Below are 15966 nucleotides of genomic sequence, written 5' to 3'. Positions count from 1 at the left end.
GGTAGGGTAGAACCTGTTCTAGTTGTACCAGTGCGGCGGCGAGGAGGGAATATGGAGATCGACGTCGATCGCTCGCTCTGCGAGGCGAACGCGATCTGTGTCGGCTTCGCGCCCGAGGTCTTCGATCTCGACGACGAGGAGGAGCTGGTCCTCGCGTCCGGCGAAGTTCCGGCGAATCAAGTAGAACGTGTTACTCAAGCTGTGGCGAGCTGCCCGAAGAACGCGCTGCTCATACGTGGTTAGCACCGTTTATTTAGGTCTTGCACGGAGCAAGAACAGATTCTAGTGTGTGCGGAGAGGCAAGGAGGCCCGGAGTGAGTTTGGACGGCAAGACGGCCATCGTCACCGGAGCCGGCGCGGGACTCGGCCGGGCCGAGGCGCTGGCGCTGGCCGCGGCGGGAGCCTCGGTGGTGGTCAACGACGTCTCGACGGCGGCGCAGGTGGTGGCCGACGAGATCGAGGCCGAGGGCGGCAAGGCCGTCGCGGTCACCGGCGACGTGTCGGAGTCCTCGACCGCGGACGCGCTGCTCACCGCCGCCGTCGACCATTTCGGCGGACTCCACGTCCTGGTCAACAACGCGGGCGTCCTGCGTGACCGGATGCTGTTCTCGATGTCCGACGAGGAATGGGACACCGTGCTCGGCGTCCACCTGCGCGGGCACTTCCTGCTTTCCCGCAACGCGGGGGCGTACTGGCGCGACAAGTCCAAAGTGGACGGCGCGCCGGTGTACGGAAGGGTGGTCAACACCGCGTCGGAGTCCTTCCTGCTCGGTGCCCCCGGCCAGCCGAACTACGGCGCGGCCAAGGCGGGCATCGCCGCGCTCACCGTCTCCACCGCGCGCGGCCTCTCCCGCTACGGCGTCCGTGCCAACGCGATCTGCCCGCGCGCCCGCACCGCGATGACCGAAGCGGTCTTCGGGGCCGACGCGCCAGAAGGAATCGACCCGCTTTCGGTCGACCACGTGGCCCCGTTCGTGTCCTTCCTCTGCTCGCCCGAGTCCGACCGGGTCAACGGCCAGGTGTTCCTCGTCTACGGCGGGATGGTCGCGCTCATGCGGCCGCCGTCGGTGGAGCAGCGGTTCGACACCGCCAACGGCACCTGGACCACCGAAGAACTCGCCGGATCCGTGGGCGGCTACTTCGCCGACCGCGACCCGGAACGCATGTTCTCCGCATCCGAAATCATGTCGCTGCCGTGAGGAGATGACGATGGGCAGGCTCGACGGCAAGGTAGCCCTGATCACCGGCGGTGCCCGTGGCCAGGGTGAGGCGGCCGCACGGCTGTTCGTCGCCGAGGGCGCGCGGGTGGTGATCGCCGACATCAACGACCTCGACGGCAAGAAACTCGCCGCGGATCTCGGCGAGGCCGCCGTCTACCAGCATCTCGACGTCGGCGACGAGGCCGAGTGGGACGCCGCGATCGAGCGCACGGTCTCCGAGTTCGGCCCGCCGACGGTGCTGGTCAACAACGCGGGCATCCTGCATTTCTCGGAACTCGGCAAGACCACGCTGGCCGACTACGAACGCGTCATCCGGGTCAATCAGATCGGGGCGTTTCTCGGGATGCGTTCGGTCGTTGAACCGATGACCGGGGCCGGAGGCGGCTCCATCGTCAACGTGTCCTCTGTGGAAGGACTCGCCGGGATGCCGTTCCTCGTCGCCTACACCGCGAGCAAGTTCGCGATCCGCGGGATGACCAAGGTCGCGGCGCTCGAACTCGGCGCGAAGAACATCCGGGTCAATTCGGTCCATCCCGGCGCGATCGACACGCCGATGGTCGCCGCGGCGGCGGGCGGGCAGAAGATCGACATGTCGTGGGTCGGCAAGAAAGTCGCCTTGGGCCGCGTCGGGCAGCCGGAAGACATCGCGAAACTCGTGTTGTTCCTGGCCAGTGACGAAAGTTCGTACAGCACGGGCTCGGAATTCGTCGCCGACGGCGGCGCGACGGCCACACACGCACTCAAGTTCTAGCGCGGAGGTGCCGAGAGCAAAGTGAACACCGCTGACGCAATGGGGCGTTGACAGGTGGAGTAAGACTCGGGGCAGGCTACTGGGAGGTTCTGTGGGAGCGTCGGTGTCCGTCCCGGGTATGGGTGCGCTCACACAGGTCGGCAGGCTCGCGACCCTGTCGTGGGAGGTCCTGCGCGCGATCTTCAAACGCCCGTTCCAGTTCCGCGAATGGATCCAGCAGTGCTGGTTCTTCGCCAGCGTCACCATCCTGCCGACGGCGCTGGTGGCGATCCCGTTCGGCGCGGTCATCGCGCTGCAGCTCGGATCACTGACGCAGCAGATCGGCGCGCAGTCGTTCACCGGCGCGGCCAGTGCGCTCGCGATCGTGCAGCAGGCCAGCCCGCTGATCACCGCGCTGCTGGTGGCGGGCGCGGGCGGCAGCGCGGTCTGCGCAGACATCGGCGCCCGCAAGATCCGCGAAGAGATCGACGCGATGGAGGTGCTCGGGGTCAACCCGATCCAGCGCCTGATCGTGCCCCGCGTCCTGGCCGCGATCGTGGTTTCGGTGCTGCTGAACGGTTTGGTCAGTGTCGTCGGGGTGCTCGGCGGCTACTTCTTCAACGTCGTCATGCAGGGCGGCACCCCGGGCGCGTACCTCGCCAGCTTCAACGCGCTCGCGCAGGTGCCGGACCTGTGGATCAGCGAGATCAAGGCGCTGCTCTACGGCTTCGTCGCCGGGGTGGTCGCGGCCTTCCGCGGGCTGAACCCGGCGGGCGGGCCGAAGGGCGTCGGCGACGCGGTGAACCAGGCCGTGGTCATCACGTTCCTGCTGCTGTTCCTGATCAACGTCGTGCTGACGGCGATCTACCTGCGGATCGTGCCGCCGAAGGCGATGTGACATGGCAGCCGAACCCGCTGTTTCGGACCGGACCCTGGAGATCATCGCGCGCCCCGGCGCGATGCTGGAGGGCTTCGGGGGGCAACTGTCCTTCTACTTCCGTGCGCTGGCCTGGACGCCGCGCACGATCCGGCGCTACGGCCGTGAGGTCTTCCGCCTGCTGACCGAAGTCAGCTTCGGCACCGGCGCGCTCGCGGTGATCGGCGGGACGCTCGGCGTGATGATCGGGATGACGCTGTTCACCGGTCTCATCGTCGGCCTGCAGGGCTACTCGGCGCTGAACCAGCTCGGCACCGCCGCGCTGACCGGGTTCATCTCGGCCTACTTCAACACCCGCGAGGTCGCGCCGCTTTCGGCCGGGCTCGCGCTTTCGGCCACCGTCGGCTGCGGCTTCACCGCGCAACTCGGCGCGATGCGGATCTCCGAGGAGATCGACGCGCTCGAGGTGATGGGCGTGCCGAGCATGCCCTACCTCGTGACGACACGGGTGATCGCCGGCGTCACCGCGGTCATCCCGCTCTACGCCGTCGGCCTGCTCTCGTCCTATCTCGCCTCGCGGCAGATCACCATCTGGCTCTACGGCCAGTCCGCGGGCACCTACGACCACTACTTCACGCTGTTCCTGCCGCCCGAGGACGTCCTCTGGTCGTTCCTCAAGGTGATCATCTTCAGCGTGCTCGTCATCCTGTCCCATTGCTACTACGGCTACACCGCCAGCGGTGGGCCCGCCGGGGTCGGGGTCGCGGTCGGCCGCGCGGTGCGGACGGCGATCGTGCTGATCTCGGTGCTCGACTTCTTCCTGAGCCTCGCGATCTGGGGCGCCACAACGACGGTGAGGATTTCCGGGTGAACAGGGGGACACTGCTGCAGCGGCTCCGGCACCAGGTGCTCGGGCTGGTCTTCCTCGTGGTGGTCGTGCTGTTCTTCGTCACCACCATCGCCTTCTACCAGAAGGCCTTCACCACGGTGACCCTGGTGAAACTGGAGACCGACCGCATCGGCAACCAGATGCGCGAGGGCGCGGACGTCAAGGTGCGCGGGATGGTCGTCGGCGAGGTGCGGTCGATCCGGGCCCACGGTGATCGCGCGACGATGGACCTGGCGCTGCAGCCGGACATGACGCCGGTCATCCCGTCCAATGTGTCCGCGCGGCTGCTGCCGAAGACGTTGTTCGGTGAGCGCTATGTCGCTTTGCAGATTCCCGAACGGCCGGAGCGGCACATCGGCGAGGGCGACGTCATCCCGCAGGACCGCAGCAGCAGCGCGATCGAGCTGGAAACCGTACTCGGCAACGTGATGCCGCTGCTGCAGGCCGTCCAGCCGGAGAAGATGGCCAGTACGCTCAACGCCGTCGCGTCCGCTTTGGACGGTCAGGGCAAGCAGCTCGGCTCGACGCTGGCGGGGCTTTCGGACTATCTCGGCAAGGTGAACCCGTCGCTGCCCGATCTCAAGGCCGACATCACCGGACTGGCCGACGCCGCCAAGATCTACGACAAGGCCGCGCCGGATCTGCTGGCCGCGCTGTCGGACCTGACCACCACGAGCAAGACCCTGGTCGAGAGCCAGCGCGGTCTCGCCGACGTCTACTCGACGGTGACCGCGGCGTCGCTCGACCTGACGAGCTTCCTGAAAGTGAACCAGGACAACCTGATCCGCCTCACCAGCAGCCTCCAGCCCACTTTGGACGTCCTCGCGAAGTACGCGCCGGAGTACCCCTGCCTGCTCAAGCAGCTGGCCGGATCGGTGCCCCGTGCGGAACTCGCGTTCGGCAAGGGCACCGCGCATCCCGAGGTCAGCCGGGTGACGATCGAGTTCACGCCGAGCCGCGGCAAGTACCTGCCCGGCGTCGACGAGCCGAAGTACAACGACAAACGCGGCCCTCGGTGCTATCCGGAGGTCCCGCCGCCGGGACGCTGGCCGCAGTACCCGCCGGACGGCGCGATCGACGACGGGTCCTCGAAACCCGCGCCGCCACGTGATCCCGACGGCACCCTGCCTTCCGGCGGGAGCGCGGGCGGCTCGGTGGTGAACACGCCGGACGAGCAACGGCTGATCGACCTGCTCGTGTCGCCGGCGATGGGGACGACGCCGGACCAGGTGCCGAACTGGGGCAGCCTGCTGGTGGGGCCGCTGTACCGGGGCGCGGAGGTGGAACTGCGATGAGGACCACGTCAGCCGTTCGGGCCGGGCTGAAGGGGCCCTTCGCCGCATGCGACGCGGTGAAGGGAGCTTTCACCGCGTCTGATGAGGGCAAGGCGTCCTTCAGCCCCCGCGCCGCGGTAGACGGGAGGGCGGTCCGATGAGGTCCTTCGTGCCGGATCTGGTCAAGATCCTCGTCTTCGCCGTGGTCACCGTGCTGCTCACCGCGATCCTCGGCGCCACCATCGCGAACACCAACTTCGGCGAGACCTCGGGCTACACGGCCAAGTTCACCGACGCGTCCGGGCTCAAGGAGGGCGACGACGTCCGCATCGTCGGCGTGAAGGTCGGACAGGTCGGCGCGATCGAAGTCGAGGAGGGTGAGAAGAACTTCGCCCAGGTCCACTTCGACGTCCAGACCACGCACCGGCTGCCCGCCTCGGTGACCGCGACCATCAAGTACCGCAACCTGGTCGGGCAGCGGTACCTCTCGCTCGGCACGGACCTCGGGGACGAGAAGTCGTTGCCGCGCGGCGGGATCATCCCGCCCGAGCGCACCAAACCGGCACTGAACCTGACCGTGCTCTTCAACGGGTTCAAACCGCTTTTCCGCGCGCTGAACCCCGAGGACGTCAACAAGCTCTCCTACGAGATCATCCAGGTCTTCCAGGGCGAGGGCGGCACGATCACCAGCCTGCTCGCGCACACCGCGTCGGTCACGTCGGCCATCGCGGGCAAGGACAAGATCATCGGTGACGTCATCGCGAACCTCAACACGGTGCTCGGCACGGTCGAGAAGCGCTCGCCGCAGCTGGGCGAGCTGATCGACCAGACCCAGCGGCTGGTCACCGGGCTCGCCGAGCAGCGGAAGCCGATCGGGGAGGCGGTCACGGCACTGGGTGACCTCACCGTCGCCACGACGGGCCTGCTCGCCGACGCCCGGCCCGCGCTCAAGGACGACGTCGTCCAGCTCGGGGCCCTGTCGCAGAACCTCGGCGACTCCGAACAGCTGCTCGACCATCTGCTCCAGGTGCTGCCGGGCAACCTGCAGAAGTTCACCAGGACGCTGAGCTACGGCAGCTGGTTCAACTACTACCTGTGCGGGATCTCCGGCAGCATCGGCATCAAGTCGCTCAACATCGAACTGCCGATCACGCCGCTGCCCGGCACGCAGCGACCGGAGAGGTGCGGGCCGTGAAGCCGCTGAAGCAACGCAACCAGGCCGCGGTCGGGGCGGTGACGCTCATTCTGATCGTGCTGATCACGGCGACGACGTACTTCTCCGACCGGATCCCGTTCTTCGGCAGCGGGACGACGTACTCGGCGTATTTCGGCGAATCGGCCGGATTGGCGCCGGACAACGAGGTCCAGATCGCCGGGGTCAAGGTCGGCCAGGTCAGCTCGGTGGAACTGGCGGGCAAGAAGGTGCTGGTGAAGTTCCGGGTCAAGGATGCCAGGGTCGGCGACGCGACCTCGGCGTCGATCGAGATCAAGACGCTGCTGGGCGAGAAGTTCCTGGCGCTGACGCCGAAGGGCAAGGCGAGCCAGGATCCGAACGCCACCATCGGGCTCGACCGCACGCGGACGCCGTTCGAACTGCAGGACGCGTTCCAGCAGCTCTCGGGCACGGTCGGCGAGATCGACACCGCGCAGCTGGCGTCGAGTTTCACCGTCCTGTCCGACGCGCTCAAGGACAGCCCGCAATACCTGAAGGACGCGCTGGGCGGGCTTTCCTCCCTGTCCAGGACGGTTTCCTCGCGCGACGGCGACTTGAAGACGTTGCTGGCCAACACGAGCAAGGTGTCCAAGACGCTGTCCGATCGCAACGCCCAGCTGAAGCGGATCCTCGATGACGGCAACCTCCTGCTCGCCGAACTGCAGAACCGGAAGGACGCGATCAGCACCTTGCTCAAGGGCACGCAACAGGTTTCCGCCCAGCTGTCCGGTCTCGTCGCCGACAACCGGCAGCAGTTGAAGCCGACGCTGGAGAAACTCGGGAAGGTCACCGACATCCTGCAGCGCAACCAGGACAACCTCAGCCGCAGCCTCGCGCTGATGGCGCCGTTCGCGCGGGTCGGCGCCAACGCGACCGGCAACGGGCGCTGGTTCGAAGGCTATCTGTGCGGCCTGCTGCCGCCGACGATCATCGCGGGCGCGTTCCAGGTCAACCCGGAGGGCTGCACCCCGCCGATCGCGGCGCCGAACCAGGGGGTGGGCGGACGATGACCATCCACACCCGCACCGGGCGCACCGTCTACACCTGGGTCGCGTTCGCCTGCGTCCTCGTACTGATCGTGACAGCCGGTCTGTGGCTGGTGTTCAAGGAGCCCGGCGGGACCAGGATCAGCGCCTACTTCGGGAAGACCGTCGGGCTCTACGCGGGATCGTCGGTCCGGGTGCTCGGGGTGAAGGTCGGCGAGATCACCGGCGTGACGCCGCAGGGCGAAGCGGTCCGGGTCGACATGCGGATCGACGACGGCACCCCGATCCCGGCCGACGCGGGAGCCGTCGTCGTCTCGCCGAGCCTGGTGAGCGACCGGTACGTCCAGCTGACCCCGGCGTACGAGAGTGGCCCCGAAATGGCCACGGACACGGTGATCACCAAGGAGAAGACGGCGACACCGGCCGAACTCGACGACCTCTACACGAGCCTCGACAAACTCTCGACGAGCCTGGGACCCAACGGCGCCAACAAGAACGGCGCGCTGTCCGACGTGCTCGACACCGCCGCGGCGAACCTCGACGGCAACGGGAAGAACCTCAACACGACGGTGACGAGGCTGTCCGAACTGGCCAAGACGCTGGACGGGTCCAAGGGCGATCTGTTCACCACGGTGCAGAACTTGAACTCCTTCACCGGCGCGCTCGCCGACAGCGACAAGCAGCTCAACGAGTTCTACCGCCGGGCCGCCGACGTGAGCGGGTTCCTGGCCGCGGACTCCGCCGACGTCGGCGCCGCGCTGAGCTCGCTGGCGACGGCGATGGGCGACGTCGAGAAGTTCGTCGCGGAGAACAAGGACCTGCTCTCGTCCAATGTGGACAAGCTGGCCGGGCTGACGAAGGTGCTCGTGGACCAGCGGGCCTCGCTCGCCGAGGTGATCGACATCGCGCCGACCGGGGCGACCAACTTCATCAACTCCTACGACGCGGCGTCCGGCACGATCGCGGTGCGGGACAACCTGAACGAACTGACGCATCCGCCGATCCTGACCGTCTGCCGCCTGATCAGCGCGAGCACGCCCAAGCCGATCCCGGACGCGCTCGGCGGCATCTGCAAGCAGCTCGCGCCGATCCTCGACGGCACGCTGAAACTCCCGTCCGTCCCGCAGGTCTTGGCCTCGCTGCAGAGCGGTGAACTGCCGCCGCTGCCGCTCCCGCTGATCGACGTCATGAGCAAGGGGCTCCCGAAATGAGGCGGCAGCGGCAGAAGATCGCGGGGGTGATGGCGGGCGTCCTGGTGCTGGCCGGCTGCAGCGACGGCGGTTTCTCGGGGCTGTACAACACCCCGCTGCCCGGTGGCGCCGACCTCGGTGACCATCCGTACCGGCTCTCCGCGCAGTTCTCCGACGTGCTCGACCTCGTTCCGCAGGCGAGTGTGAAGGTCAACGACGTCCCGGTCGGCAGGGTCGAGAAGATCGACCTCGCGCCGGACACCCGCTCGGCGTGGGTGAGCATGGTCGTCAACGGCGACATCGCGCTCCCCGCGAACGCGCGTGCCGAACTCCGGCAGTCGAGCCTGCTGGGGGAGAAGTTCGTCGACCTGCACGCGGCGTCCGGTGTCAAACCCGAAGGCGCCCTCGCCGAGGGTGCGAAGATCCCGCTGGACCGCACGAACCGCAACCCCGAGGTCGAAGAGGTCCTCGGCGCGCTTTCCCTGCTGCTCAACGGCGGCGGGGTCGAGCAGATCCAGAAGATCAGCCACGAACTCAACGAAGCGCTCACCGGCAACGAGGCCGAGGTCCGCGCGCTGCTGTCCCGGGTGGACACGCTGGCCACCGAACTCGACGGGCACAAGGGCGAGATCCTGCGGGCCATCGACGGTCTCGACAAGCTGTCCAAGACCCTGGTCGGCCAGACGCAGAACCTCACGAACGCGCTCGACAACCTTTCGCCGGGACTCAAGGTCGTGACCGAGCAACGGGATCAGCTCGTCGGCATGCTGCGGTCGCTGAACACGCTGTCCGGGGTCGCGACCGACACGATCAAGGCCAGCGGCGATCAGCTGGTGGCGAACCTCCGGGCGTTGCAGCCGACGCTGAAGAAGCTGACCGAGGCGGGCCAGGACCTGCCGACCGCGCTGCGGATCCTGCTCACGTATCCGTTCCCGGACTACGCGGGCAACGTGATCAAGGGCGACTACGCGAACGTGGAAGCCAAGATCGACCTGAACCTGGACACGTTCCTCGAGAACATGAACAACTCGTCGCAGCCGATCATCCAGCTGCCGGGGAGCCAGGGCACCGGAACTCCCGGCGCGATCCCGTTCAACAACGGCGCCGCGCCGCCCGTGCTGCCGCTGCCCACCGGTGATCTCCCGCAGGCGCCCCGGACACCGCAAGGGGATGTGCTGGGCGGCGTCCTCGGCGGGCTCCTCGGGCCGATCCTGGGAGGTGGCCGGTGATCACGCGCAAGACCAAGATCCAGCTCGCGGTGTTCGTCGTCATCGCGGTGGTGTCGGTCGTCTACGCGGGCGGCAAGTACGCGGGGCTGGACCGGCTGTTCGGCACCCGCGGCTATCTCGTCACCGCGCAGCTCGTGGACTCCGGCGGGATCTTCGTCAACGCCGAGGTCTCCTATCGCGGCGTCGCGGTCGGCAAGGTCGCCTCGATGACGCTCACCGAGCACGGCATCGACCTCGGCCTCGACATCGATTCGGGCGCGCCGAAGATCCCCGCGGACACGAAGGCCGCGGTCGCGAACCGGTCGGCGGTGGGGGAGCAGTACGTCGATCTGCTGCCCATGCACGAAAACGGGCCGTATCTCGCGCAGGGCTCGGTCATCAAGCGGGACAAGACGTCGATCCCGCTCGCGCCGGACACCGTGCTGTCCAATTTGGACAAACTGGTGTCGAGCGTGAAGCCCGAATCGCTCAAGACCGTCGTCGACGAGACCTACGAGGCGTTCGCCGACGCCGGCCCGGATCTGCGGCAACTGCTGGACAGCACCGGTTCCCTCACCGCGACGGCGACGCAATACCTGCCCGACACCCAGGGCCTGCTGGCCAACTCGCGGACGGTGCTGGACACCCAGCGGCGCCAGGGCGACAACATCACGAAGTTCTCCAGCGGGCTCAAGACGATCGCCGCGCAGCTGAAGACGTCCGACCCGGATCTCCGGCGCGTGATCGACGAAGCGCCCAAACTGAGCCGCCAGATCAGCGACGTGCTGGCGGTTTCGGGGACCGACCTCGGGGTGCTGTTCGCGAACACGCTCACCACCGCCCAGATCACCTCCGCCCGCACCGACGCGATCGAGGAACTCCTCGTCGCGTACCCGATCATCTCGGCGTTCTCGCGGTCGACGTCGCCGGACGGCACGGGGCACCTCGGCGTCGTGTTCAACTTCTTCGACCCGGTCTCGTGCACGAAGGGCTACGAGGGCACGAAACAGCGTCCTGCCAACGACACCACCGAAGCGCCGGTGAACACCCAGGCGTACTGTGCCGAGCCTCCAGGGAGCCCCACAGGCGTGCGAGGCTCGCAGAACGCGCCCTATGCCGGGAAGCCGCCTGCGGTGCCGGAGCGGCCGAAGCAGACCCCTCAGGCGGCGGAATCCGCGCAGCTGCCCGGCGTGCTGAGCCTGCTCAGCGGGTCCGGTCCGGGCGGGCTGGGCGCGCTGCTGGGCGGCAAGTGATGCTCACCCGCGCACTGACCGTCGTCGCCGCGCTGGCGGTCCTCGCGGCCGCCTGGTTCGGCTGGTCGTGGTGGAGCGCCTCCCAGGACGACGGCCTGGCCCGCGGCCGGGAACGGGAGGCCGTCCTCGCCGCCGCGTCGGGCCAGCTGGAAGTGCTCAACACGATCGACTACCGCACCGGTGCCCAGGACGTCGACCGCTGGCTCGGCGTCACCACCGGACGGCTCGGCAAGGACCTCACCGGCGACCGGCAGACCCAGATCGACCGGGCGAACACCGGCAAGACCGTCGCGACCGCGAAGCTCAAGCAGGCCGCGGTCACCGAACTCGACGCCGTCGCCGGGACGGCGCGGCTGATGGCGGTGCTGGACGTGCAGGTCAGCACCGGCGGCGGATCGGCCGCGCCCAAGGTGAGCAGGCTGACCGTGGACTACCAGCGCGTCGAAGACGGCTGGAAGGTCAGCGCGGTACAGGCGGCGGGTTCATGACCGGGCGTACGCAGCGGATCCTCGTCGCGATCATCGTGCTGGCCACCGGATGCGCGGTGTGGTTCGGCTTCCAGGCGTCTTCGCTGGGTTCAGACGGCAATGCGGCGCTGGTGGACCAGGCCGCCACGGCCGAGGTCGCGGACCAGGTCGGCGCCGGGGTGAAGGCCGTTTTCTCCTACGACTACAGCAACCTCGTGCGGACCGAGCGGGCCGCCGCCGACGTGCTGACCGGCGAGGCGACCGGGCAGTACCGGGACCAGTTCGCGTCGGCGCGCAAGCGGGCCGAAGAACAGAAGCTGGTGCGCACGACGACGGTTCGTTCGCTCGGTGTCCGGTCGTTGCGCGGCGACCAGGCGGAAGTGCTGTTGTTCCTCGACCAGCAGACGATCGCCGCGGGCGGGGGCGCGCCGCAGTCGTCGGTCTCCCAGCTTTCGGTCACCGCTGTCCGGATCGACGGCCGGTGGAAGGTCTCACAGCTCACCGCGCTGTGATCACGAGAGGCGCTTCATGTTCGCCCCGGTGATCGCGCCGCCGGAAACGGTGTAAGAACCGGAAAAAGTGCGTAGCGAACCATCGGTCTGCCGGGCCGAAAGATCGACGTACACGGTGTTGCCGCTCACGCTCGTCACGGTGAGAGCGGCCCACGAAGTCGTCGCGTATCCCTTGGCGTAGGAGGCATAAGTGCCGCCTTTCGCCAGCCGTTGGCCACCGAGATTCCACGCGGTGAGGAAATCACGCCGGTTGATCGCGTCGTAGTAGGCGATCACCGTTTGCGCCACCGGGACAGCGGGTGCGGGATAGACGGTCTGAGTCGCCGGCGGTGCGACATAAACCGTCTGCGGCGGTGCCGCGACCGCCGGTGGCTGGATCACGATCGTGTTCGGTGGAGGGGCCACCGCGACGGCCGGAACCGCCGTTCCCTGATGCGGTACCGCGCACGCGGCCAAGGCTCCCGCGGCCATGAGTGTCACCGCCGCCCACTTCTGTGTTTCCATTCTTCTCCCCTTTTCCTCCATGTACCGAGAATGCGGGAAAAGACGACTCGGTCACTAGGGGATTTGGCCTCGTTACGAATGGTGAAAAACGCGCCGGAACCGTTACCGGATCTTGTACGGGCCGTCGTTGGGCGACCCTCGTCTCACGCCGGACGCCGCCGGGTTTAGCGTTAGGCATGACCACTGCACCTGTCGATGTCGAGAGCGCCCGCCGCGACTACGCGGCCCTCGTCGACCGTGGCCTCTCCCTGGACATCACCCGCGGCAAGCCGTCCCCCCGCCAGCTGGACCTCGCCGACGGACTGCTCGCCCTCCCCGGAGATGTGCGCAAGGCCGAGGACGGCACGGACGTCCGCAACTACGGCGGCCTCAAGGGCCTGCCCGAGCTCCGCCGCATCTTCGCCGGGCCGCTGCAGGTCCCGGCCGAGCAGCTGCTGGCCGCGGGCAACTCCAGCCTGGAGCTCATGCACGACTCGATCGTGCAGGCCTTCCTCAGCAAGCTCCCCGGCGCCGAGCGCCGCTGGGCCGACGAGGCGAGCGTCAAGTTCCTGTGCCCGGTCCCGGGTTACGACCGCCACTTCGCGCTGGCCGAGCGCTTCGGCATCGAGCTGGTCCAGGTGCCGCTCACCGAGACCGGCCCGGACATGGACGTCGTCGAGCGCCTCGTCGCCGAGGACGCCGCGGTCAAGGGCATCTGGTGCGTGCCGAAGTACAGCAACCCGACCGGGGTCACCTACAGCGACGACACCGTGCGCCGGCTGGCCGCGATGACCACGGCCGCCCCGGACTTCCGGATCTTCTGGGACAACGCCTACGCCGTGCACCACCTCACCGACGTCGAGGCGCCGCTGGCGGACCTGTTCGCGCTGGCCGCGGAAGCGGGCAACGCCGACCGCGTGTTCGTCTTCGGCTCCACCTCGAAGGTGACCTACGCCGGTGGCGGCGTCGGCTTCTTCGGCGCCTCCGAGGCCAACCTGGCCTGGTGGACCGGCCTCATCGGCAAGCGGACCATCGGCCCGGACAAGGTCAACCAGCTCCGGCACGCGCAGTTCCTGCGCGACGAGGACGGCGTCCGCGAGCACATGCGCAAGCACGCCGGGCTCATCGGGCCGAAGTTCGCGGCCGTCGACGAGATCCTCACCAAGGAACTGGGCGAATCGGGCCTCGCGTCCTGGACCAAGCCGACCGGCGGGTACTTCATCTCGCTGACCGTGCCGTCCGGGACCGCCAAGGAGGTCGTGCGGCTGGCCAAGGAGGCGGGCATCGCCCTGACCCCGGCCGGTGCGACGCACCCGTACGGCGACGACCCCGAAGACGCCGTCATCCGCATCGCCCCGACGTACCCTGAGCTGGCCGAAGTCGAAGAGGCGATCCGCGGTCTCGCGGTCTGCGTTCGCCTTGCGGCGGCTACGAAGAAATAATTCCGAGATCTTTTCCAATCCGGGTCACGGGTGGTTCCGAACGTCCGAGTGGGTGGGTGTGCACCGCAAAGACGAGAGGAACCACTCGTGTTCGGAAAGCCCTTCGTTCGTACCCTGATTTCGCGCAGCGCCGAGAACCGCACGGATCGCCGCCGGTTCTTGAAGGCAGCCGGCGCGGCGGGGCTCGGTGTCGTCGGCGCGACCTACCTCGGGGTACAGGCCACTTCGTCCGCTTCGGCCACGGGTGACGCCGCTGCCGCCGCGGGCGCCCCCAGCGACGCGGCCGTGCTCAACTTCGCGCTCAACCTCGAATACCTCGAAGCCGAGTTCTACTCCTTCGCCGTCTACGGCAAAGGCCTGCCGGACGACCTCACCGGCGGTGCCGGCACCCAGGGCGGGGTGCGCGGCGGCAAGAAGGTGATGTTCCACGACAAGGCGCTGCACCAGTTCGCGAAGGAGATCGCGGGCGACGAGGTCGCGCACGTCAAGTTCCTGCGCGGCGCACTGGGCGAGGCCGCCGTCTCCCGCCCGGAGATCGACCTCAAGGACAGCTTCACCGCCGCGGCGCGGGCGGCCGGGCTGATCAGCGAGTACCAGCAGTTCGACCCGTTCGCCAACGAGAAGAACTTCCTGCTCGCGGCGTTCCTGTTCGAGGACGTCGGCGTGACGGCGTACAAGGGCGCCGCCCCGCTGATCACCAACAAGACCTTCCTGGACGCGGCCGCCGGCATCCTGGCCGCCGAGGCATACCACGCCGCCACCATCCGGACGTCGCTGTTCGACCGGGACCTCGGCGACGCGGCGGCCAAGATCTCCAACGCCCGCGACGCCCTCGACGGTCCCGGCGACGCCGACCAGGGCATCGTGCTCGGCAACCAGGCCAACATCGTGCCCGCCGACAACAACGGCATCTGCTTCGGCCGGAGCGCCGACAGGGTGCTGAACGTCGTCTACCTGAACCCGGGCCCGGTGAAGGAGGGCGGGTTCTTCCCCAAGGGAGTGAACGGCGACATCGTGGCCAGCGGCGGCGCGTGACCCCTCTGTCGTGTCGCCGTTTCCCGGTACCGTCGGGTGACGGCGACACGACAGGGGGTGGTTTGCGGTGAAGGCTGTGATCATCGGTGGCGGTATCTCCGGCACGGTGACCGCGATGGCGTTGCGGCGGGCCGGAATCGACGCGAGCGTCCACGAGGCGTTCCAGTCCGGCGGCGAGGACGCGGGCGCGTTCCTGACGCTCATGCACAACGGCATGGACGCCCTGCGCGCGATCGGTGCCGACGGACCGGTGATCGAGAACTCCTTCGCCGCCGCCGGTCTGGAACTCGTCACGCCGGACGGGCGGACCGTCGAGCGGCGTTCCTTCGACGTCGACGGTCTCGCCGGACCCCGGACGCTGACCCGCGCGGCGCTCTACCGGGCGCTGCAAGAGGAAGCCATCTCGCGCGGGATCACGTTCGAGCGCGGGAAGAGGCTTGTTTCGGCCACGCTCGGTGTCGCTCGCTTCGAGGACGGGACCGCGGCCGAGGGCGACATCCTGATCGGCGCCGACGGCCTGCGGTCGGTCGTCCGGAACCTCATCGACCCGTCGTGCCCGCCGCCGCGCTCGACCGGCCTCGACGTCGTCTACGGCTACACGACCGATACGAGTGTCCCGCAGGCGCCGTCCCTCTATCGGATGATCCAGAGCCTGCACGCTTTCTTCGGCTACACCAGCGCTCCCGACGGCTCGACGTACTGGTTCGCCCGGCTTCCCACGGCCGAAGGAGTGCGGACCGGTCTGTCGGCCGCTGAATGGCGCTCGACGGCCTTCGCCGCTTTCGACGGGGAACCGTTGCCCGCCGCGGAAATCATCCAGTCGACGGGGGGCGACGTCTTCGGCGGTCACTCTTACGACGTGCCTTCGACGCCGGTGTGGTCCAACGCGTCGATGGTGCTCGTGGGGGACGCGGCGCACGCGGCCTCGCCCGCCGCGGGGCAGGGCGCGTCGATGGCGCTCGAGGACAGTGTCGTGCTGGCGCAGTGCTTGCGGGATCTTCCTGACGTGCCAACGGCTTTCGCCGCTTACGAGCGGCTGCGGCGGGCGCGGGTGGAGAAGCTGGTGGCGGGTAGCGCGGCGGTGTCGTCGGGGACGACGCCCGACCGGGACCGGAACTGGCTCTATCAGCACCACATCGAGTGGGACGCGAAGATCCCGGCCGAGTGAGCGACCGGCCTCGTGAGTG

17 protein-coding genes are annotated in these 15966 nt (G+C 68.3%); 16 read left to right on the top strand and 1 reads right to left on the bottom strand.

Annotation, left to right across the window (positions count from 1 at the left end; translation table 11 throughout):
• The first annotated feature begins 51 nt into the window (after nucleotides 1–51).
• From ACLJPX_RS25025 to ACLJPX_RS24965, 13 genes are all read left to right on the top strand, one after another.
• A complete protein-coding gene (locus ACLJPX_RS25025) occupies nucleotides 52–243 on the top strand; it encodes a ferredoxin (RefSeq protein ID WP_410602207.1) in 192 nt (63 codons plus the stop codon).
• Nucleotides 244–314: 71 nt separating this feature from the next.
• On the top strand, nucleotides 315–1199 hold the full coding sequence (locus ACLJPX_RS25020) for a 3-oxoacyl-ACP reductase (RefSeq protein WP_410602206.1): 885 nt from the start codon (nucleotides 315–317) through the stop codon (nucleotides 1197–1199).
• A gap of 10 nt (nucleotides 1200–1209) precedes the next feature.
• Nucleotides 1210–1971, top strand: coding sequence for a glucose 1-dehydrogenase (locus tag ACLJPX_RS25015; RefSeq protein WP_410602205.1), 762 nt, complete (start codon nucleotides 1210–1212; stop codon nucleotides 1969–1971).
• Between the two features lie 118 nt (nucleotides 1972–2089).
• The gene (locus tag ACLJPX_RS25010) at nucleotides 2090–2848 is read left to right on the top strand and encodes an MlaE family ABC transporter permease (RefSeq protein WP_101606438.1); all 759 of its coding nucleotides are present in this window, start codon (nucleotides 2090–2092) and stop codon (nucleotides 2846–2848) included.
• A gap of 1 nt (nucleotide 2849) precedes the next feature.
• Complete coding sequence (locus ACLJPX_RS25005; protein ID WP_101606439.1) at nucleotides 2850–3698, top strand: MlaE family ABC transporter permease; 849 nt, start codon at nucleotides 2850–2852, stop codon at nucleotides 3696–3698.
• Nucleotides 3695–5011: an MCE family protein gene (locus ACLJPX_RS25000; protein WP_410602204.1), complete on the top strand. Its 1317-nt coding sequence runs from the start codon at nucleotides 3695–3697 to the stop codon at nucleotides 5009–5011. Before ACLJPX_RS25005 ends, ACLJPX_RS25000 begins: the two co-directional genes overlap by 4 nt.
• A 136-nt stretch (nucleotides 5012–5147) precedes the next feature.
• Nucleotides 5148–6185, top strand: coding sequence for an MCE family protein (locus ACLJPX_RS24995; protein WP_410602203.1), 1038 nt, complete (start codon nucleotides 5148–5150; stop codon nucleotides 6183–6185).
• Nucleotides 6182–7213, top strand: coding sequence for an MCE family protein (locus tag ACLJPX_RS24990; protein ID WP_410602202.1), 1032 nt, complete (start codon nucleotides 6182–6184; stop codon nucleotides 7211–7213). Before ACLJPX_RS24995 ends, ACLJPX_RS24990 begins: the two co-directional genes overlap by 4 nt.
• Entirely contained in the window at nucleotides 7210–8400 is a 1191-nt protein-coding gene (locus ACLJPX_RS24985) for an MCE family protein (RefSeq protein WP_410602201.1), read from the top strand. Before ACLJPX_RS24990 ends, ACLJPX_RS24985 begins: the two co-directional genes overlap by 4 nt.
• Complete coding sequence (locus tag ACLJPX_RS24980; RefSeq protein ID WP_410602200.1) at nucleotides 8397–9608, top strand: MCE family protein; 1212 nt, start codon at nucleotides 8397–8399, stop codon at nucleotides 9606–9608. Before ACLJPX_RS24985 ends, ACLJPX_RS24980 begins: the two co-directional genes overlap by 4 nt.
• Nucleotides 9605–10840, top strand: a complete 1236-nt coding sequence (locus tag ACLJPX_RS24975; protein WP_168214265.1) for an MCE family protein — start codon at nucleotides 9605–9607, stop codon at nucleotides 10838–10840. Before ACLJPX_RS24980 ends, ACLJPX_RS24975 begins: the two co-directional genes overlap by 4 nt.
• Nucleotides 10840–11328 carry a hypothetical protein gene (locus ACLJPX_RS24970; protein WP_410602199.1) on the top strand — a complete coding sequence of 163 codons (489 nt, stop codon included), beginning with the start codon at nucleotides 10840–10842 and terminating at the stop codon, nucleotides 11326–11328. The genes ACLJPX_RS24975 and ACLJPX_RS24970 overlap by 1 nt, the downstream gene beginning before the upstream one ends.
• Entirely contained in the window at nucleotides 11325–11819 is a 495-nt protein-coding gene (locus ACLJPX_RS24965; RefSeq protein WP_410602198.1) for a hypothetical protein, read from the top strand. Before ACLJPX_RS24970 ends, ACLJPX_RS24965 begins: the two co-directional genes overlap by 4 nt.
• On the opposite strand, the gene ACLJPX_RS24960 is transcribed toward ACLJPX_RS24965, so the two are convergent.
• Nucleotides 11820–12323 carry a hypothetical protein gene (locus tag ACLJPX_RS24960; protein ID WP_410602197.1) on the bottom strand — a complete coding sequence of 168 codons (504 nt, stop codon included), beginning with the start codon at nucleotides 12321–12323 and terminating at the stop codon, nucleotides 11820–11822.
• 176 nt (nucleotides 12324–12499) lie between these two features.
• Between ACLJPX_RS24960 and ACLJPX_RS24955 the strand changes: the two genes are divergently transcribed.
• The 3 genes from ACLJPX_RS24955 (at nucleotide 12500) to ACLJPX_RS24945 (ending at nucleotide 15947) form a co-directional block, all read left to right on the top strand.
• Nucleotides 12500–13744, top strand: a complete 1245-nt coding sequence (locus tag ACLJPX_RS24955; protein ID WP_410602196.1) for an aminotransferase class I/II-fold pyridoxal phosphate-dependent enzyme — start codon at nucleotides 12500–12502, stop codon at nucleotides 13742–13744.
• Between the two features lie 87 nt (nucleotides 13745–13831).
• Entirely contained in the window at nucleotides 13832–14779 is a 948-nt protein-coding gene (locus ACLJPX_RS24950) for a ferritin-like domain-containing protein (RefSeq protein ID WP_410602195.1), read from the top strand.
• A 67-nt stretch (nucleotides 14780–14846) separates the two neighbouring features.
• Nucleotides 14847–15947 carry an FAD-dependent oxidoreductase gene (locus tag ACLJPX_RS24945; protein WP_410602194.1) on the top strand — a complete coding sequence of 367 codons (1101 nt, stop codon included), beginning with the start codon at nucleotides 14847–14849 and terminating at the stop codon, nucleotides 15945–15947.
• Nucleotides 15948–15966: the final 19 nt, after the last annotated feature.

It is taken from the genome of Amycolatopsis sp. lyj-90, assembly GCF_046549035.1.
Lineage (GTDB): Bacteria > Actinomycetota > Actinomycetes > Mycobacteriales > Pseudonocardiaceae > Amycolatopsis.
The sequence above is the reverse complement of the archived record's forward strand: the minus strand, read 5'-3'. Positions and strand labels throughout refer to the sequence as shown.

Bases quoted from the DNA above. Each gene is read 5' to 3' on its own strand.
- ACLJPX_RS25025 (WP_410602207.1), top strand. From the start codon at position 52: ATGGAGATCGACGTCGATCGCTCGCTCTGCGAGGCGAACGCGATCTGT.
- ACLJPX_RS25015 (WP_410602205.1), top strand. From the start codon at position 1,210: ATGGGCAGGCTCGACGGCAAGGTAGCCCTGATCACCGGCGGTGCCCGT.
- ACLJPX_RS25010 (WP_101606438.1), top strand. From the start codon at position 2,090: ATGGGTGCGCTCACACAGGTCGGCAGGCTCGCGACCCTGTCGTGGGAG.
- ACLJPX_RS25005 (WP_101606439.1), top strand. From the start codon at position 2,850: ATGGCAGCCGAACCCGCTGTTTCGGACCGGACCCTGGAGATCATCGCG.
- ACLJPX_RS24995 (WP_410602203.1), top strand. From the start codon at position 5,148: ATGAGGTCCTTCGTGCCGGATCTGGTCAAGATCCTCGTCTTCGCCGTG.
- ACLJPX_RS24985 (WP_410602201.1), top strand. From the start codon at position 7,210: ATGACCATCCACACCCGCACCGGGCGCACCGTCTACACCTGGGTCGCG.
- ACLJPX_RS24980 (WP_410602200.1), top strand. From the start codon at position 8,397: ATGAGGCGGCAGCGGCAGAAGATCGCGGGGGTGATGGCGGGCGTCCTG.
- ACLJPX_RS24970 (WP_410602199.1), top strand. From the start codon at position 10,840: ATGCTCACCCGCGCACTGACCGTCGTCGCCGCGCTGGCGGTCCTCGCG.
- ACLJPX_RS24965 (WP_410602198.1), top strand. From the start codon at position 11,325: ATGACCGGGCGTACGCAGCGGATCCTCGTCGCGATCATCGTGCTGGCC.
- ACLJPX_RS24960 (WP_410602197.1), bottom strand. From the start codon at position 12,323: ATGGAAACACAGAAGTGGGCGGCGGTGACACTCATGGCCGCGGGAGCC.
- ACLJPX_RS24955 (WP_410602196.1), top strand. From the start codon at position 12,500: ATGACCACTGCACCTGTCGATGTCGAGAGCGCCCGCCGCGACTACGCG.